The sequence below is a fragment of the Variovorax boronicumulans genome, from assembly GCF_029892485.1.
Lineage (GTDB): Bacteria > Pseudomonadota > Gammaproteobacteria > Burkholderiales > Burkholderiaceae_C > Variovorax > Variovorax boronicumulans_B.
Window position 1 is genome coordinate 1 of record NZ_JARXVG010000015.1, and the last position, 14,717, is coordinate 14,717.

At 64.6% G+C, this 14,717-nt stretch carries 11 protein-coding genes and 1 pseudogene; 4 read left to right on the plus strand and 8 right to left on the minus strand.

Annotated features, from left to right (window positions below; all coding sequences use genetic code 11):
• The 5 genes from M2282_RS26695 to M2282_RS26715 form a co-directional block, all read right to left on the minus strand.
• A partial coding sequence (locus tag M2282_RS26695) for an ESPR domain-containing protein (RefSeq protein WP_280811805.1) occupies positions 1-1,658 on the minus strand: 1,658 nt, incomplete at its 3' end.
• Between the two features lie 503 nt (positions 1,659-2,161).
• Positions 2,162-5,464: a sensor domain-containing protein gene (locus M2282_RS26700; protein ID WP_280811806.1), complete on the minus strand. Its 3,303-nt coding sequence runs from the start codon at positions 5,462-5,464 to the stop codon at positions 2,162-2,164.
• Positions 5,465-5,798: 334 nt separating this feature from the next.
• Positions 5,799-7,067, minus strand: a complete 1,269-nt coding sequence (locus tag M2282_RS26705; RefSeq protein WP_280811807.1) for a sensor histidine kinase — start codon at positions 7,065-7,067, stop codon at positions 5,799-5,801.
• On the minus strand, positions 7,064-8,614 hold the full coding sequence (locus M2282_RS26710) for an ATPase domain-containing protein (protein ID WP_280811808.1): 1,551 nt from the start codon (positions 8,612-8,614) through the stop codon (positions 7,064-7,066). The genes M2282_RS26705 and M2282_RS26710 overlap by 4 nt, the downstream gene beginning before the upstream one ends.
• A gap of 52 nt (positions 8,615-8,666) precedes the next feature.
• Positions 8,667-9,935 carry a citrate synthase family protein gene (locus tag M2282_RS26715; RefSeq protein ID WP_280811809.1) on the minus strand — a complete coding sequence of 423 codons (1,269 nt, stop codon included), beginning with the start codon at positions 9,933-9,935 and terminating at the stop codon, positions 8,667-8,669.
• A gap of 108 nt (positions 9,936-10,043) precedes the next feature.
• Here M2282_RS26715 and M2282_RS26720 point away from each other — a divergent pair, with 108 nt between their 5' ends.
• The 4 genes and pseudogenes from M2282_RS26720 to M2282_RS26735 all read left to right on the plus strand — a co-directional run bounded on the left by M2282_RS26720 (position 10,044) and on the right by M2282_RS26735 (position 13,747).
• Positions 10,044-10,997 (plus strand): 2-hydroxyacid dehydrogenase, encoded by a 954-nt coding sequence (locus M2282_RS26720; RefSeq protein WP_280811810.1) that lies wholly within the window; start codon positions 10,044-10,046, stop codon positions 10,995-10,997.
• A gap of 22 nt (positions 10,998-11,019) precedes the next feature.
• A pseudogene (locus M2282_RS26725) lies at positions 11,020-11,713 on the plus strand (fumarylacetoacetate hydrolase family protein).
• A 130-nt stretch (positions 11,714-11,843) separates the two neighbouring features.
• On the plus strand, positions 11,844-12,818 hold the full coding sequence (locus M2282_RS26730) for a Bug family tripartite tricarboxylate transporter substrate binding protein (RefSeq protein ID WP_280811811.1): 975 nt from the start codon (positions 11,844-11,846) through the stop codon (positions 12,816-12,818).
• Positions 12,819-12,886: 68 nt separating this feature from the next.
• Positions 12,887-13,747 (plus strand): helix-turn-helix domain-containing protein, encoded by an 861-nt coding sequence (locus M2282_RS26735; RefSeq protein WP_280811812.1) that lies wholly within the window; start codon positions 12,887-12,889, stop codon positions 13,745-13,747.
• A 6-nt stretch (positions 13,748-13,753) separates the two neighbouring features.
• Here M2282_RS26735 and M2282_RS26740 read toward each other — a convergent pair whose 3' ends face one another.
• From M2282_RS26740 to M2282_RS26750, 3 genes are all read right to left on the minus strand, one after another.
• Positions 13,754-14,008: a hypothetical protein gene (locus M2282_RS26740; RefSeq protein WP_280811813.1), complete on the minus strand. Its 255-nt coding sequence runs from the start codon at positions 14,006-14,008 to the stop codon at positions 13,754-13,756.
• Between the two features lie 154 nt (positions 14,009-14,162).
• Positions 14,163-14,426, minus strand: a complete 264-nt coding sequence (locus tag M2282_RS26745; protein ID WP_280811814.1) for a hypothetical protein — start codon at positions 14,424-14,426, stop codon at positions 14,163-14,165.
• Complete coding sequence (locus tag M2282_RS26750; protein ID WP_280811815.1) at positions 14,426-14,605, minus strand: DUF3606 domain-containing protein; 180 nt, start codon at positions 14,603-14,605, stop codon at positions 14,426-14,428. The genes M2282_RS26745 and M2282_RS26750 overlap by 1 nt, the downstream gene beginning before the upstream one ends.
• Positions 14,606-14,717 lie beyond the last annotated feature (112 nt).

Genomic DNA, 14,717 nt, shown 5'->3' on the forward strand with positions numbered 1-14,717 from the left:
AGCGCCAGGTTGTTGCCGACGTTCAGGCGGCCCTGCTTGAGCGCGGTGCCGCCGGCGTAGCTGTTGGCGGCGGTGAGCGTCGTGGTGCCGGCGCCCTGCTTGACGAGCGAGCCGGTGCCGCTGATCGTGCCCGACAGCACGAGCGCATCCGAGCGGTTGATGGCGAGGGTCGCGTTGTTCAGAACGTTACCCACGATGCTGCCGGTGGTGCCGCCGTTGCCGAGCTGCAGCGTGCCGGCGCTGATGACGGTGCCGCCCGCGTAGCTGTTGTCGCCGGTGAGAATCGTCGTGCCCGTGCCGGCCTGTACAAGTGCGCCGGTGCCACTGATGGCGCCCGACAGCGTCAGCGCGTTCGAGCGCTGGACGGTCAACGTTGCGTTGTCGACGATGTCGCCTTGTACCGAGCCGGTGGTGCCGCCATTGCCCAACTGCAGCGTTCCGGCGCTGATGGTGGTGAGGCCGGTGAAGGCCTGGTCCTGCGTGAGCGTGAGCGTGCCCGCACCGGTCTTCTCGATGCCGCCCGTGCCGCTCACCAGGCCCGCGTAGCTTGCGTTGTCGGGCTGGGCGAAACGCACGAGTCCGTTGTCGGCGATGGCGGCCGGCGCGAACTGCGCGCTGCTCTGCAGCACACCGCCCGAGGCGACGGTCATGCTGCCCGTGTAGGCGCTGTTGTCGGCGCCCAGGATCAGCGTGCCGCCGTTGACTGTGGTGCTCTTGATGCCTGCAGGCTCCAGCGCCACATTGAAGGACCAAATCCCGGCATTGCTCTGCAGCGTCTGGAATCCGGCCAGGGAGAGCGGCGCAAAGGTCGCCGCGGCACCGTCCCCGCTTTCGAGGGTGAGAAGGTTGGCGCCGCCTCCGCCACTGATGTTGCCGGTGATCGAGGATCCCGTGTAGACATGCAGTGCATCGTTGCCGTTGGCGAACAGGAGCGATCCGATGACGCTGCCCTGGTTCGTGAAGTCGACGGCCGAGGTACCGTTCGCACCGAACACCGCCGCCGTGCCCGGATTGCTGCTGCCGGCCACATAGCCCGCTTCCATCGTGCCGGTGTTGAGAATGGTGTTGTTGCCGGAGTTGGCCTGGAACCAGATCGCCGCATGGGTCGATCGCACGGTGCCGTGATTGATGATCGTATTGCCGCTGCCGACGGGGTTGACGGCCTCCGAATTGCCGGCAGTTCCATCAGCGAAGACATTCGCGTTCTGCTCGATGGTGAGGGTGCTGTTGCTGTTGAATTCGATCGTATTGGCGCCGATGCCACCCGGGTACGGACTGTTGCCGCCGGTGGAGCTGTTCTGGACCGTGGCGCCGTTGCGAACCGTGATGGCGGCATTGTTGCCAAGGCTGATCGCGGTGCTGTTGCCCGTGCTGACCAATGCACCCGACTGGACATCCACCGAGGTGTTGTCAGCCGTGGCCGGCCCCGTTCCGACGGTCGTCTCTTGCGTTCCCCCTGCCGAACTGCAGGCGATGGCCGCACCTGTGGCCACGCAATCCGCCGCGGCCGGCATTGACACGGCGGCCAGGGCCAGTGCCACCGCTGTGCCTGCCGCGCTGGCAGTGGCGCGTGCCTTCATATGCCCGCGGCCGAGTTCGGAGGTGGCGACCCAAAGGGCGAGAGCGTCGTTCCAAACAACGCGAAATATCTTGTTCATGTCTGTCCTGGCTTCCTGGTATTCGATTGGCGCAATCAACGATTGCGTTGCGGCACTGGTGCGACCGGTGCTCTGCTGCTCCCTTGAAGGGGCGGACTCTAGTGCAACCAATTGCAATCTTTTGGTTGCGAAAGCGGAGGTTTTTGACTTTCGTGAACAATTGCAAAATCGTTCACGGTTCGCGATTTACTTGTGATATCAAAACTGAGAATGAGCATCTCGTTTTTGGCATCGGTCGCTCGCGCGAGTTCAGGATTGCAATTCAAGTTGCGCAAGCGGTGCCTTGATCGCGGCGCAAGAGGTGAGGACGTCAGCAACGACGCCACCTACAAACGGGATGGGACATGTCGCGCGAGGCCACGACATACCCAGGCGTCTTTTGTCGCGCGTGACGCTGGGGAATGCGGCGAGCGTGCCGGACAAGCCGAGCCGTCTGCCCTCGACTGCGAACGGATGGTGCTGCCACCGATGATGGCTACCAGGGAAGACGGATCCGAGCCGACCTAAGGACTTGGATCGACGTGCAGGACCCCGAATTCATCGGTTGGAATTCGTGTGGCGCTTGAATTTTCCTGAATGCGCCTTGCGATTTCCCGTTGCGAAGAGATCAGTCCGCGCACCTCCGAGGCGGGTACCGGTCGCGCGAACAAATAGCCCTGTGCTTCGTCGAAGCCCTCGAGGTTCACTGCATCCCGCTGCTCCGCTGTCTCGACGCCCTCGACGGTCGTGGTGATTCCGAGGCTCTTGCCGATCCCCGCGACGGCCCTCACGATGGCCAGCGATTCCCTTCCGTTCGGAAGGTCGGAGACGAAGCTGCGATCCACCTTGATTTTGTCGAAGGGAAAGCTGCGCAGGTAACCCAATGAGGAGTAGCCCGTTCCGAAATCGTCCATGGCGATCTTCACGCCGAGCTGGCGAATCTGCCTCAGGGTTTGCAGGTTTCTTTCGTTTTCGTCGAGGAGAACGGATTCGGTGATTTCGAGTTGCAGGCGTGACGCGCTGATCCCCGCTGCGTCGAAGGCCTGCCTGACCGCCTCGACCAGATCGGGCTTTCTGAATTGCACGGGCGACAAATTCACGGCGACGCTGACGTCGTCTGGCCAGCTTGCCGCCTGGCGACAGGCTTCATCGAGAACCCATTGGCCGATCTGCACGATCAGGCCGGTTTCCTCGGCGATCGGGATGAAGTCGTCAGGAGATATGAGTCCCCTGTCGGGATGCCTCCAGCGCAGCAGCGCCTCACAAGCAGTGACCTGGTTGGATCGGAGGCTGACAAGCGGCTGGTAGTGCACTTCGAATTCGCCTCGGGCCAGCGCATCGCGAAGAGACAGCTTCAACGCCAAGCGCGCCTGCAGCTGCGCATCCATGCCTTCGACGTACCTGAAATAGGTTCCCTTCCCAGCGGCCTTGGCTCGATACATTGCCGCATCCGATGCCTTGGTGATCTGATCGGCGCTGTTGCCGTCGTCTGGTGCGAAGGAGATTCCGACGCTGGTTCCGATGGCCACGCTCGGTCCATCCAACTCGAAAGGATGTGAGAGCGCGGCGATCAAGCGCCGTGCCGTCTCCTCGGCCTCGTCGCGTTGATGCAGCCCGGGCAAGCCGACAACGAACTCGTCGCCTCCAAGCCGCGCAACAAAATCGGTTTCCCGGACGCAATTGCGCAAACGCTCGGCGACCTGGCGCAGCAGAGTGTCGCCGGCGTGATGGCCATAGGTGTCATTGACCGCTTTGAAATCATCCAGGTCCACGGTCAGCAAGGCGAGTGCGGAGTCGCTCGTCGCGCAGCGCAAGTGTTCCTCCAGGGCCTCGAGAAAAGCCATGCGGTTGGGCAGCCCGGTCAACACGTCGTGTCGGGACATGTGAAACACCTGCTTCTGTGCCTGGAAGCGTTCTTGCTCGGCCGCTCGACGCGCCGAGGTATCGCGGAAAAATATGGAGAGCCCGTCCGGTGTCGGCGACGCATGGACTTCGAGCCACACGCCCAAGCTTGCCAAGTAGTCCTCGAAGGACACAGGCTTGCCGCTCGCCAGTGCCCGCTGGCAATTGTCCGCGAAAGGTCCGTTCAGTTCGGTGGGAAACAGATCCTGCAGCCTACATCCGAGCGCCGCTGCATTCAGCGCGTTGAACTTCCGTGCGTTCTGGTTCATGTAGGTGATTCGCGACGAGTGATCAGTCGCCAGGACGCAGTCCATGGTGGCCTCCAGGGCCGCCGACAGCCGCCCCGCCGCATCTTCGGCTTGTCGACGCGCCACGTCCGCATCATCTTGCGCCGCCTTGGCGGCGGTGATGTCGCGCCAGATGGTCACTATCCGACTCGGCGCGCCGCTGGCACTGAAGACGGGCGCTGCGATCACGTCCACGCAGCGCTGGTTGCCGTGGGCGTCGCTGACACTTGCCTCGAATCTCGATGTCCCACCTTGCCGGACACTTTCAAGTGTGGTGCGCAATTTGGGCATCTCGCCCTCGGCAAGAATTTCGTTCCATCCTCGGCTCTCTATGCTGTCCGTCGCACGCAGCCCCAGAAGCTCCCGGCCCGCCTTGTTCATGAGCAGCGGACTGCCATCCATGTCCGTCAGGCAGATGCCATCCGGGCTGCTGTCGAAGATGCTTCTTACGGATGCCTCGCTCTCCTGCAGTGCCAGTTCGGCCACTCGCCTGTCCGTGATGTCAAGGATTGAACCGGCATAGCCAAGCAACTCGCCACTGGGCGAGAGCCGGGGCGCGCCGGTGTCGATGACCCACGCCCAGCTTCCGTCCGATCGCCGCAACCTGTATTCCAGCCTGACAAAGGCATTTTGGGCCAGGTCCCTGGCGAACCGGTCCTGCACGGACGCAAGATCGTCGGGATGCACGGCGCGGCTCCAGCCCGCTCCAAGGGCCTCGGTTTCGCTCTGCCCCGTCAATTCGAGCCAACGCCTGCTGTGGTACGTGGCCTGGCCATTCTGGTCGGTGAGCCACATCATCACGGGGACACTGTCGGCGATGCCCCGGAAGAGTTCCTCGCTCTCGCGCAAGGCGTCGATGGCGAGTCGTTGCCGATGCACATCCTCCAGCAGGCCATACCACTGCACGACGTTGCCGGCTTCGTCGCGACGGGGAGCCGCGCGATTTCTGAACCATCGGTATTGACCGCCGGAAGGGCTCAATATCCTGCATTCGACATCCAGTGCCTGCCCTCCGCGCACGGATGCAATCCACGCGGCGCGAATGTGCTCCAGATCGTCCGGGTGTACGGATTTCTCCCAGCCTGAGCCGAGTGCATTCTGAGGCTGTATGCCCGAGACCTGCCGCCACTTCGGGCCTATTTCGGTCACCGAACCACGCGCATCGGCAGTCCAGGGCGTCTGGGGATGCAATTCCACGAACGAGCGGTAGTGCTCTTCGGTCGCTCGCAGAATGCGCTCGGCATGACGCAGGTCCGTGACATCGGAGACGACGACCACAAGCAGCTTGCCAGACGCAGTCCCCGAAACCACGACGCACTGCTTCTTTGTCACCAAACTTCTGACAGTGCCGTTCTTCTGAGTGACTTCTTCCTCGAAGGTGTGGCTCTGACCGCTGCCAAGCACATCCAGGTCCGCTTGCCTGAGCCGGTCGGCCTGCTCTCTCGCCAGGAAGTCGTGATCTGTCTTGCCCCTTAAATCATCAAGCGAGGTGCAAAGGAGAGCGCAGGCCGCCGCGTTCGCGTGCACGAACCGCAATGCTTCGTCCTTGACGATGACAGCCTGCCCAACCGCGTCCAGGACAAGGGCCAATGGCGGAAGGCCCTGCGCGAGATCACCGCGCGCTGTGGAGGAACTCATTTGGATCCCTTGAGGCGTTGCTCAAAAACCCGTGAAACCTGCTTGCCGGATAGCACGGACAACAACCCGGGCAGGGACCAACGTTCCAGTGCTATTTCGAACACGAGTTCGTTGCCGGCCGTGCTCAGCGCGGTCTGGGGTGGATCGCCCACTCCCACCTTGTAGGGCGGATTCTTTGTTCATGCCGACCATCATCGGTGTAGGCCGACAGCCCGAGGAGCATGATGCGCGCCTACATCCGACGCGCCAGGCAAGATGGGATGGTCAGACGCTTGCTCCGTTTTGGCGATGATTGCCAGGCTATTCGCAACAGTTTTCGATGCAGATTTTTCCGCTACTCAGCTGCATCGCCTGGGGACGGAAAGTTCACCGGCAGCGTGACATGAAATGTCGCCCCGGCATGACTGCCGCCACTTTCCACCTGGATCGTCCCGCCGTGGTGCTCGACGATATGGCGGGCAATGGAAAGACCCAGGCCCAGCCCTTGGGCGTTCGCTTTGAGCTGCTTCGTGAACGGTGTGAAAACATGAGGAAGCAGCGCCGCTTCGATGCCGCTGCCCGTGTCCGTCACCGAGACGGTGTACGTCTGCGCAGCGCACTGCAGCCGCATGTCGATGCGCCCGGCCGCCGGCGTGAACTTGACTGCGTTGGACAAAAGATTCCAGAACACCTGCTGCAGACGATGCGGGTCGGCAATGAGCGGCAACGGGCCAAGTTCGTCCAGCTCCGGAATCACGACGGAAATCTGCTTGGCTTCTGCATGCGGCACCACGGCTGAGACTGCTGCCTTGAGGATGTCGCGAAGCGACGCAGGATGCATGTCGATGCGCAGTTGGCCCGTGCGAGTTCTCGCCGCCTCGATGAGATCCTCCACCAGCCGTGCTTCGGTATTCACGTGGTGCTTCATGTCGATCAGAGAGGTCCTGATGGCCTCCGGATCGGCGAGCGCCCCGCGCAGCAAGATCTCGATTCGCATTCCGAGCACGGACAGCGGCGTTCGAAGTTCATGCGAGACGCTGGCAAGAAACACCTCACGCAGCCGGCTGAGTTCTTGAAGGCGCTCGACCGCCTCGGCATGACGGACCGTGGACTCGATCATGGTCTCGAGCAGTTCGGTGTACACCGTCATGCGCGACTCGGGAACGGGCGACTCCAGCCGGACCTCCGCCCAAAGTCGTGCACCGTCGACACCGAGCTGGCGCGCGATGCGCTCGCATCCCAGCGGCGTCCCGAAGGTGTGGAATGCCCATCCGTAAGCGATCACGCCACGCACCTGGCCTCCGATCAACAACGGGACTGCCTGCAGGCGCAGCTCGCCGCCTACGCTGGCGTTCCCGGGTGCACCCGTTTCGAGGACCTGCGCGGCGAGGTCTCGTTCGATCCTGTCGCCCAAGCGGCCCTCGTTCCATACACCTGCAGTTGCCAGCAGGCGCGCGACCTTCGAAGAGGCAAATGGCCCGGCCTGCCTTTCGCAGTTCACGTCGTAGGCGCTGACGCAAAGTCCGGTCGCCGCGGCGAAACGCGCCAAGGCGCGACGCCAGCCTTCCCAGTCCAACTCCATCGGACGGCTCTCAGGGCTCTGGCCGCCGGCGCTGGCGTTCACTTGGTCGTCTCGGGCGGCAGCTCCGGCGAATCCGGCAACGCCTTGCCATGCGCGACAGCGTCTTCGATCACCGGGCTCTTGCGCGACGGCGAGCGCGCCAGCAGCCCATAGTAGGAAGAGAAAGGCAATTGCGGCACGGGTGCAGCGTCTTCTCCCTCGGCCTGCGACTCGTCGAGCAACGAGATGCCGCCTGCGCCGATCACATACTCGCGCGTCGTCTGGATGTTCTTGCTCCCGCGCACCTTCGGCACTGCGATCGCGCGGCGCAGGCGCGTGGAGATTTCCACGTAGCTCAGCAGAATGATGTTGTCGACGAGATGCGAGCCCTTGAGCTCCTGGCTGATCTGCGAGACGCCCAGGAGCTCGGGACTTTCGTAGTTGAAGAACGCCGTCGCGAGCCGACCCTTGACGAAATCGGCCAGCGCATAGAGAAAGTCGGAAGCCTGGTCGGGACTCGCCATCTCGTAGACGGCCACCGAGTCGAAGACGATGCAGTCGATGCCCTCCTTCTCCACCAGCTTCGTCACCCGGTCGAAGTGCACGTCCAGTTCCAGTTCCAGCGGCGATTCGTAGTGGATGAAGAGCGAGCCCTGCCGCACGAGGCCCTCGAGGTCGAAGCCGAGGCTCGCAGCGTTGCGGATCAGCTGGCGCGGATGCTCATCCAGGGTCACCAGCAGCGCCCGCCGCCCGGCCTGTACGGCCGAGGTAAGAAACTGCACGCCCAGAACCGTTTTGCCGGTCCCGGAGATGCCGGTGACCATGGTGATCGAGCCCTCGTAAAGCCCGCCGGCCATCATCACGTCGAGCGCGGCGCATCCCACGGACACGCGTTCGCTCGATGTGGGTTGGTCCTCGTCGATCTTGGGGCGCGACTGGGCTCGCCGGTACACGTGAATGCCGGCGCCGGCCTCGATGCGCATCGAATGGCTTCCGCTGATGAAGTCCTGGCCGCGCGACTTGACGACCGCCAGGGTCCTGTGGACCCGTCGACGCACTTCGGTGCGGGTCAGCGAGATGATGGTGTCGAACACGAACCGCTCGTGGGCATGCGCCTCGAACTTCGTTTCGGCGCGTTCCGCGGTGACGAGTGTCGTGACGCCGAGCCGGGCGAGCCCTTCGACGAGCAAGTGAACATCCTCGCGAAACGGCTTGTCGTTGGTCTCGGCATAGAGGCGAAGCGGCGTCAGGCCATCGATCATCAACCGGCGCGCGCCGATGGAGGCCAGCTCTGCGGTGAACGCGCCGTCGGCGGAGCGGAATTCATTGAGCAGCACCGCCGGCGAGGTCTGGATGATCTTGACCTTGTGCTCGTCGATGAGCCGTTGCAAATCCCAGTTGAACCCCTTGGCATCCCGCAACAGTTTCTCGGGATCGAGCTCGAAGGAGACGATCACGCCGGGTTCGTCGTAAAGGGCCGCGCCAGCGTGAATGAAAGCCAGTCCCAGGGTGGTCTTCCCGGCGCCGGGCGCGCCTTCGACCAGGATGTTGTTGTTCCGCTGAACGCCTCCCAGAAGCACCTCGTCCAACCCTGGAATCCCGGTGCGCACGGGGTCTTGCTTCATCTAAGTCCTTTGGATCATGGTCTTGGGGATTCGAACTTTACTCTGCAGAAGCCCGTTTTCGATCTGGGGCGCGAGCCGCGCTTTGTCCTGGCGGTGGCCCATCAGTTCGCCTGCTCGAGGAGCGCGGTGCAATCGCGACCGCGCGCGCAGCCTCAGCCTCCGGCATCGGCCCCACGTAGCGTCCGCGCGGGCGGATGACTTGCGGCACGCCCAACTGCTCCAGGCTGTGCGCCAGCAGGCCGACGCTGCGCGCGGTGGCGAACAGTCCGAAGGCCGCGTCGGCGGGCATCCGATAGTGCGCCACCAGCGCAGCCAGCGCCACGTCGATGTTGGGCTGCAGCCCGGTCAGCGCCGTTACCTTCTCGATGAAGCGCACGATGACATCGGGCGGTTCGAACAGCGCCAGCAACGCGGCCGCGCGCGGATCGCCGTCGGGATAGAGGTGGTGACCGAAGCCCGCCAGGGGCAGACCGGTCGACAGGTAATGCGCGACCACCTTGTCATCGCCAAGCCGTTCCACTTCGCTGAACAACGACTGCACGCGGCCCGAGGCATCGCCGTGCAGCGGGCCGGACAGCGTGGTCAGCCCTGCGAGCAGGCAGGCAGGCAACGAGGCACCGGTCGAGGCCGCGATGCGCGCGACGAAGGCCGAGCTTGTCAGTTCGTGGTCGGCCAGCAGCACCATCGCCGTGCGAAGCAGCTCGGCCACCTCGGGCGGCTGCTTCCAGCCCTTCGCGAAGCGCAGATGCAGCGGCTGGCGCCCCGGCTGCGCACCGAAGGCCGTAGCCAGCTGTCCGACCAGGCCCTGGGCCTCGTGATGCAGTACGCGGGTCAGCCGCCCGCGGGTCGAATGCCCTCCGGCGGACAAGCTGGCCAGCACCGTGAAGCCCGCAATGCGGCCCGGTTTGCCAGAGCGCGCCGTTGGCGATGACGCCGCGTCGGAAAAGTCGGCCGGCTGCTCTGCATCCCACAGAAGCTGCGCGGCGTCTTCGAGCGTGGCCGTGCGGGCCAGGTTCACGGCGTCCTGGCCACGGTAGTGCGGGCGCCCGCGAAAGAACGAGCACAGCGCCGTCGGAATGCTCGGCTCCGACCCGAACAGGGTGTTGGCGGCCAACGTCTCGTGCTTGCGGCCGGCCTGCTTGCGCTTGGCGAGCCCGGCGACGTCTTCGGCACGGTACAGGCTGCGCCGCGTGTCGACGGGGTCGGGCATGACCTCCAGCTTGCCGCGGCTCACGTAGGCGTACACGGTCTGGGGCTGAACCCCGAGAAGGCGGCATGCCTCGTCCATTGAAATCCAGGAAGCCATGGTGGGATGCGAAGAGTTATATATTGATTTTACTAGTCAATATTGACGATTTCATCAATCCATTTCTAACATGCATCCACCCTGACGACCGACCCCGAACGAACCGACATGAAGCCCCGCGTCCTGCAACTCAATCCGATCCTGATCCCCGCGATCAACGACCAGCTCGCATCGCTCTACACCGTGCACAGGTACTTCGAGATGACAGACCGCGAGGCTTGGCTGCGCGAACATGGCGGCGCCGTCGACGCGGTGATCACCGGCGGCCACACCGGCATCTCGCAGGCGATGCTGGCGCAGTTGCCGGCGCTCAAGGTGGTGGCCGTCAACGGCGTCGGCACCGACGCGGTGGACCTCGCGTACTGCCGCGAACGCCGCCTGCCGGTGACCGCCACATTGGGCGCGCTGACCGAAGACGTGGCGGACCTGGCCATCGGCCTGCTGATCGCGGCCTGCCGCAACCTGTGCGCCGGCGATCGTTTCGTGCGCGCCGGCCAGTGGGCGCTGCACCCGCAACCCAGCGCCTTGCCGCTGGCGCGCCGGTTCAGCGGCATGCGCGTGGGCATTGTCGGCATGGGACGCGTCGGGCGCGCGGTATCGGTTCGGGCGTCGGCCTTCGGCTGCACGATCCGCTACACCGACCTGCACCGCATGGACGACCTCCCGCACACCTTCGTGCCGGACCTGGCCGAGCTCGCCCGCGACGTCGACGCGCTCGTGCTGTGCGCCGCGGCGGACAAGGCCGAGGGCATCGTCGACGCCCGGGTGCTCGATGCGCTCGGCCCGCGCGGCTTCCTGGTCAACGTCGCACGTGGCCGGCTGGTCAACGAGGCCGACCTGACGGCGGCGCTGGTCGACGGACGCATTGCTGGCGCGGGGTTGGACGTGTTCGTCGACGAGCCGCACGTGCCCGCCGCGCTGCGCCAGTCCGAGCACGCCACGCTCCAGGCCCACCGCGCCAGCGCCACCTGGGAGACGCGCACCGCAATGGGCCAGATGGTGCTCGACAGCATTGCCCAGGCGCTGGCCGGGGAGCGCCCGGCGATGAGCCTGACGACCTGAGCCCACAGCCCATCCCCACGCCATGACGGACTTCGTCGTCCCACCTCGCGCGCCGAACACCCTGCCGGTGGTCGGCAGCACTGCGCTCTTTCCCATCGGCCGCGTGTTCTGCATCGGCCGCAACTACCGATGGACCTCCGACGAGGCGCCGCCGGCAGAGATGCCCGCCTGGTTCATGAAGCCCGCCAACACGGTCCTGCTGGCGCAAGGGAGCCTGCCCTACCCGCCGGGCACCGCCGACTTCTGCCACGAGATCGAACTCGTGGTGGCGCTCGGCCGCGGCGGCCGCGACATCGACCCGGCACAGGTGGAGCCGGATCACATCTGGGGCTATGCCGCAGGCCTGGACCTCACGCGGCGCGACCTGCAGCAGCAGGCCAAGCGCGCCGGCGGCCCCTGGGAGCCCGCCAAGGCCTTCGACCATTCCGCACCGTGCACGCCACTGGTACCGGCCCGGGCATGCGGCCACCCCCCGAGAAGGCGCGCTGTGGCTCGCGGTCAATGGCGTCGAGCGGCAGCGCGCCGACGTGGCCGATCTGCTGTGGCCGGTGCCCGCGCTGGTGGCAATGCTGTCGCGATCGGTGGCGCTCGCGCCCGGCGACCTGATCTACACAGGCACGCCCGCTGGCGTGGGCGCGCTGCAGCCGGGCGACGTCGTCAGCGGCGGCGTCGCGGGCATCGGCACGTTCACGATGACCGTCAGAGGCGCTCTTTGACTACCAGCACGCAACCAAAGATCGCGCTGGTCACCGGTGCCGGAAGCGGCATCGGCCGCACGCGGCTGAGCACCAGACACGCACCCGCTGGCGCTTTGCGACGATCGATCAACAACCAAAGGAGACAAAGATGAAACTCAACCCACTGCTCAAGGCCCTCGCCGTCTCTGCCGCCCTGGCCGTGCTGCCGCACGCGGCATCGGCCCAGGCCTACCCCACCCGTGCCATCAAGATCATCGTGCCGGCCCCGCCGGGCGGCGCCATCGACACCATCGCTCGCGTGGTCGGGGACAAGCTCGCCATGTCGATGGGACAGCCGGTGGTCGTCGACAACCGGCCGGGTGCGTCCAACAACCTCGGCACCGACGTGCTCGCCAAGTCGGTGCCCGACGGCTACACCATCGGCATCGTCGGCGGCAGCCACAACACCAACAAGTTCCTGTTCAAGAACCTGGGCTGGGACCCCGAGAAGAGCTTCGAGCCGATCGTCTACACCCACGAGGTGCCGCTGGTGTTCGCGATCTACCCGCAGATTCCGGCCAGGACGCTGCCCGAATTCATCGCCTGGATGAAGGCCAACCCGGACCAGGCCAAGGTCGCCACATCGGGCCGCGGCAGCGCACAGGAAATGGCGGCCGAGATGTTCCGCATGGCGAGCGGCGCGCCGATGCTGCTGGTGCCCTACAAGGGATCGTCAGCCGCGCACTCGGACCTGCTGGCCGGACGCACCGCGCTCTTCATCGACACCATCAGCGCCATCCAGGCACAGGCCAAGGCCGGGAACGTGCGCGCCATCGCGGTGTCCACTCGCAAGCGGGCTTCGTCCCTGCCGGAAGTGCCGACCGCGGACGAGCAGGGTCTGAAGGGCTACGACGCCAACACCAACGGTGGTTTCCTGGCGCCGGCCGGCACGCCCAAGGCCATCATCGACAAGCTCAACACCGAGATCAACGCGGCACTGAAGCTGCCCGATGTGCGCGCCAAGCTGGAGGCGGCGGGCATCGATATCCGGGGCGGCACGCCGCAGGCCTACGCCGCTCTGATCAAGTCGGACCTCGCCAAGTGGGGCAAGGTCGTGAAGGACGCCGGCATTGCGGCGGAGTGACGGGCGCGAAAGCCTGAACGGAAGACGTGGAGTGACAGGTGGGCAGTGATTGGAATTTCGAGGCACACATGGGCGCGGAGACCCTGCGAGGCCGCGAGCAAGGTCCGTCCCGGCTGGCGCCAAGCGTCGCCCGTGTTCGCAGCGCGACCGGTGGAACGGGCATTACCGAGCCTTATCCGGTTCATGAGGCGTTTCTTGTCGTCCTGCGGCTCCAACCCTATCGCGTGGCAGATCTGTGGGTCGACAACAGGAGGGTGTCTCACGATGCCGTGAGCACGGGAACGCTGTCGATCTACGATCTTGATCGCCTCTGGATGGCGAACATGGATGCACCATTCGACTGCCTGCAATTTCATGTTTCGCAGGACGACGTTGATCGGGTGGCAGACGAGATCGGTGAGCGGCCGGGGCAGCGATTGCACTGCCCGCCGGAGAGCAGCGTCATCGATCCGGTGGTACATCATCTCGGCCTCGTGATGGCGCCGGCGCTCGAGGCCCCTGTCGAATTTCCGCGGCTCTTCATCGATCATCTGACGCTGGCCATTCATGCCCACCTGATCGATCGCTACGCGACGGTCGCGTCGCGCAGACGCGTCACGAACGTGCAGCTCGCACCCTGGCAGAAACGCCGCGCCGTCGACTTCCTGGGGTCCAGGCTGGCGAAAGACGTGTCCATCGAAGACGTGGCCCGTGAATGCAGGCTTTCGCGGAGTCACTTCATCAAGGCGTTCAAGGCCAGCGTAGGACTGCCGCCGCATCAGTGGGTTCTTCTGCAGCGCGTTGAACGCGCAAAGCAGCTGATGCAGGGCACCGCCATGACGCTTGCGGATATTGCCGTGGAGGTTGGGTTCAACGACCAAAGCCATTTGACCCGCCGCTTCCGCCAGGCAGTTGGTACGGCGCCGGCGGCTTGGAAAAGATCGCGGTAGTTGCGTCTAAAAGAGCGTCCTTGCGCGCGGAAAGACGGTCCCCGACAGGGGGTGCAAAGCAGCCAATTTTTCTTTGTGTTCGCTCATCATCGCCTCGAAGCGCGCGTCCGCCGCGATACGCAACGCGGAAACAACGTCCAACTCTGCCCGTAGCTCGGCAGCGCTGCCTGTGAACCCGCCTCGGCATAGGACCCGATGTGCCGATAAAGCTTTGGCCTCGGCTTCGATCCAGGCGACATAGCCATCGCTGTACACCGACATGTCAGATTCCTCATTTCGAAGATTGATCTTTTGGCCGTCATGGCAAGCGTCATCCTGCTCGGCGCAGACCACGATAGCTCATGCGGGAGGACTGCGTCGCATGTACCAGCTCAGCCTCTTCCAGGTGAACAGCGCGAGATAGACGGCCATGACGTCAGCTGAGAAACTGCGTTTCACCAACCGGGGATGCATCTTCATCGTCGCCCGCGACGCGAGGCCCGATCCGCTCGTCTGATGCGAGACGCTCCAACGCCCCCATGCCCGCCTGGAGCGCGTCGAGCCAAATGTCGTAGCCTTCGCCGGCAGATTGGAGTTCGACCCAGTGGCTCGCGTCGTCGCCTTCTTCCATGAGCACCCAATGGAAGTGCCCCGGGTCCGGCTCGTCGACGTGCACAGAAATGCGCCGGATCTTGCTCATCAGCGCCTCCCGCCCAGGTACTCGCGCACGGCTTCTGCCGAGTTGCCCACGGCCTTCACCGCATCGCGCAACTGAGTCTCCGAGCATTTGAGAGACTCGGTCCACGAACGCACCTCGTGCGGTTCGTCGATCGCAATCAGCTTCCGGTCCAGGCCGGTCTTTTTCGTATCGTCTGCCATGTCGGCCTCCAGTCTGCGCGCGGAAGAGCCCGTGCGAACCCAAGCTGACAGGATCGCAGGCACGAAGCCATGCCGGTTTGCCGCGTTTTGCTGACGGTGGTTCTCCTACGCG

What these genes read in the sequence shown, in the direction of transcription:
- M2282_RS26700 (WP_280811806.1), bottom strand. Translation starts at nt 5,464, where the DNA reads ATGAGTTCCTCCACAGCGCGCGGTGATCTCGCGCAGGGCCTTCCGCCA.
- M2282_RS26715 (WP_280811809.1), bottom strand. Translation starts at nt 9,935, where the DNA reads ATGGCTTCCTGGATTTCAATGGACGAGGCATGCCGCCTTCTCGGGGTT.
- M2282_RS26720 (WP_280811810.1), top strand. Translation starts at nt 10,044, where the DNA reads ATGAAGCCCCGCGTCCTGCAACTCAATCCGATCCTGATCCCCGCGATC.
- M2282_RS26730 (WP_280811811.1), top strand. Translation starts at nt 11,844, where the DNA reads ATGAAACTCAACCCACTGCTCAAGGCCCTCGCCGTCTCTGCCGCCCTG.
- M2282_RS26735 (WP_280811812.1), top strand. Translation starts at nt 12,887, where the DNA reads ATGGGCGCGGAGACCCTGCGAGGCCGCGAGCAAGGTCCGTCCCGGCTG.
- M2282_RS26740 (WP_280811813.1), bottom strand. Translation starts at nt 14,008, where the DNA reads ATGTCGGTGTACAGCGATGGCTATGTCGCCTGGATCGAAGCCGAGGCC.
- M2282_RS26745 (WP_280811814.1), bottom strand. Translation starts at nt 14,426, where the DNA reads ATGAGCAAGATCCGGCGCATTTCTGTGCACGTCGACGAGCCGGACCCG.
- M2282_RS26750 (WP_280811815.1), bottom strand. Translation starts at nt 14,605, where the DNA reads ATGGCAGACGATACGAAAAAGACCGGCCTGGACCGGAAGCTGATTGCG.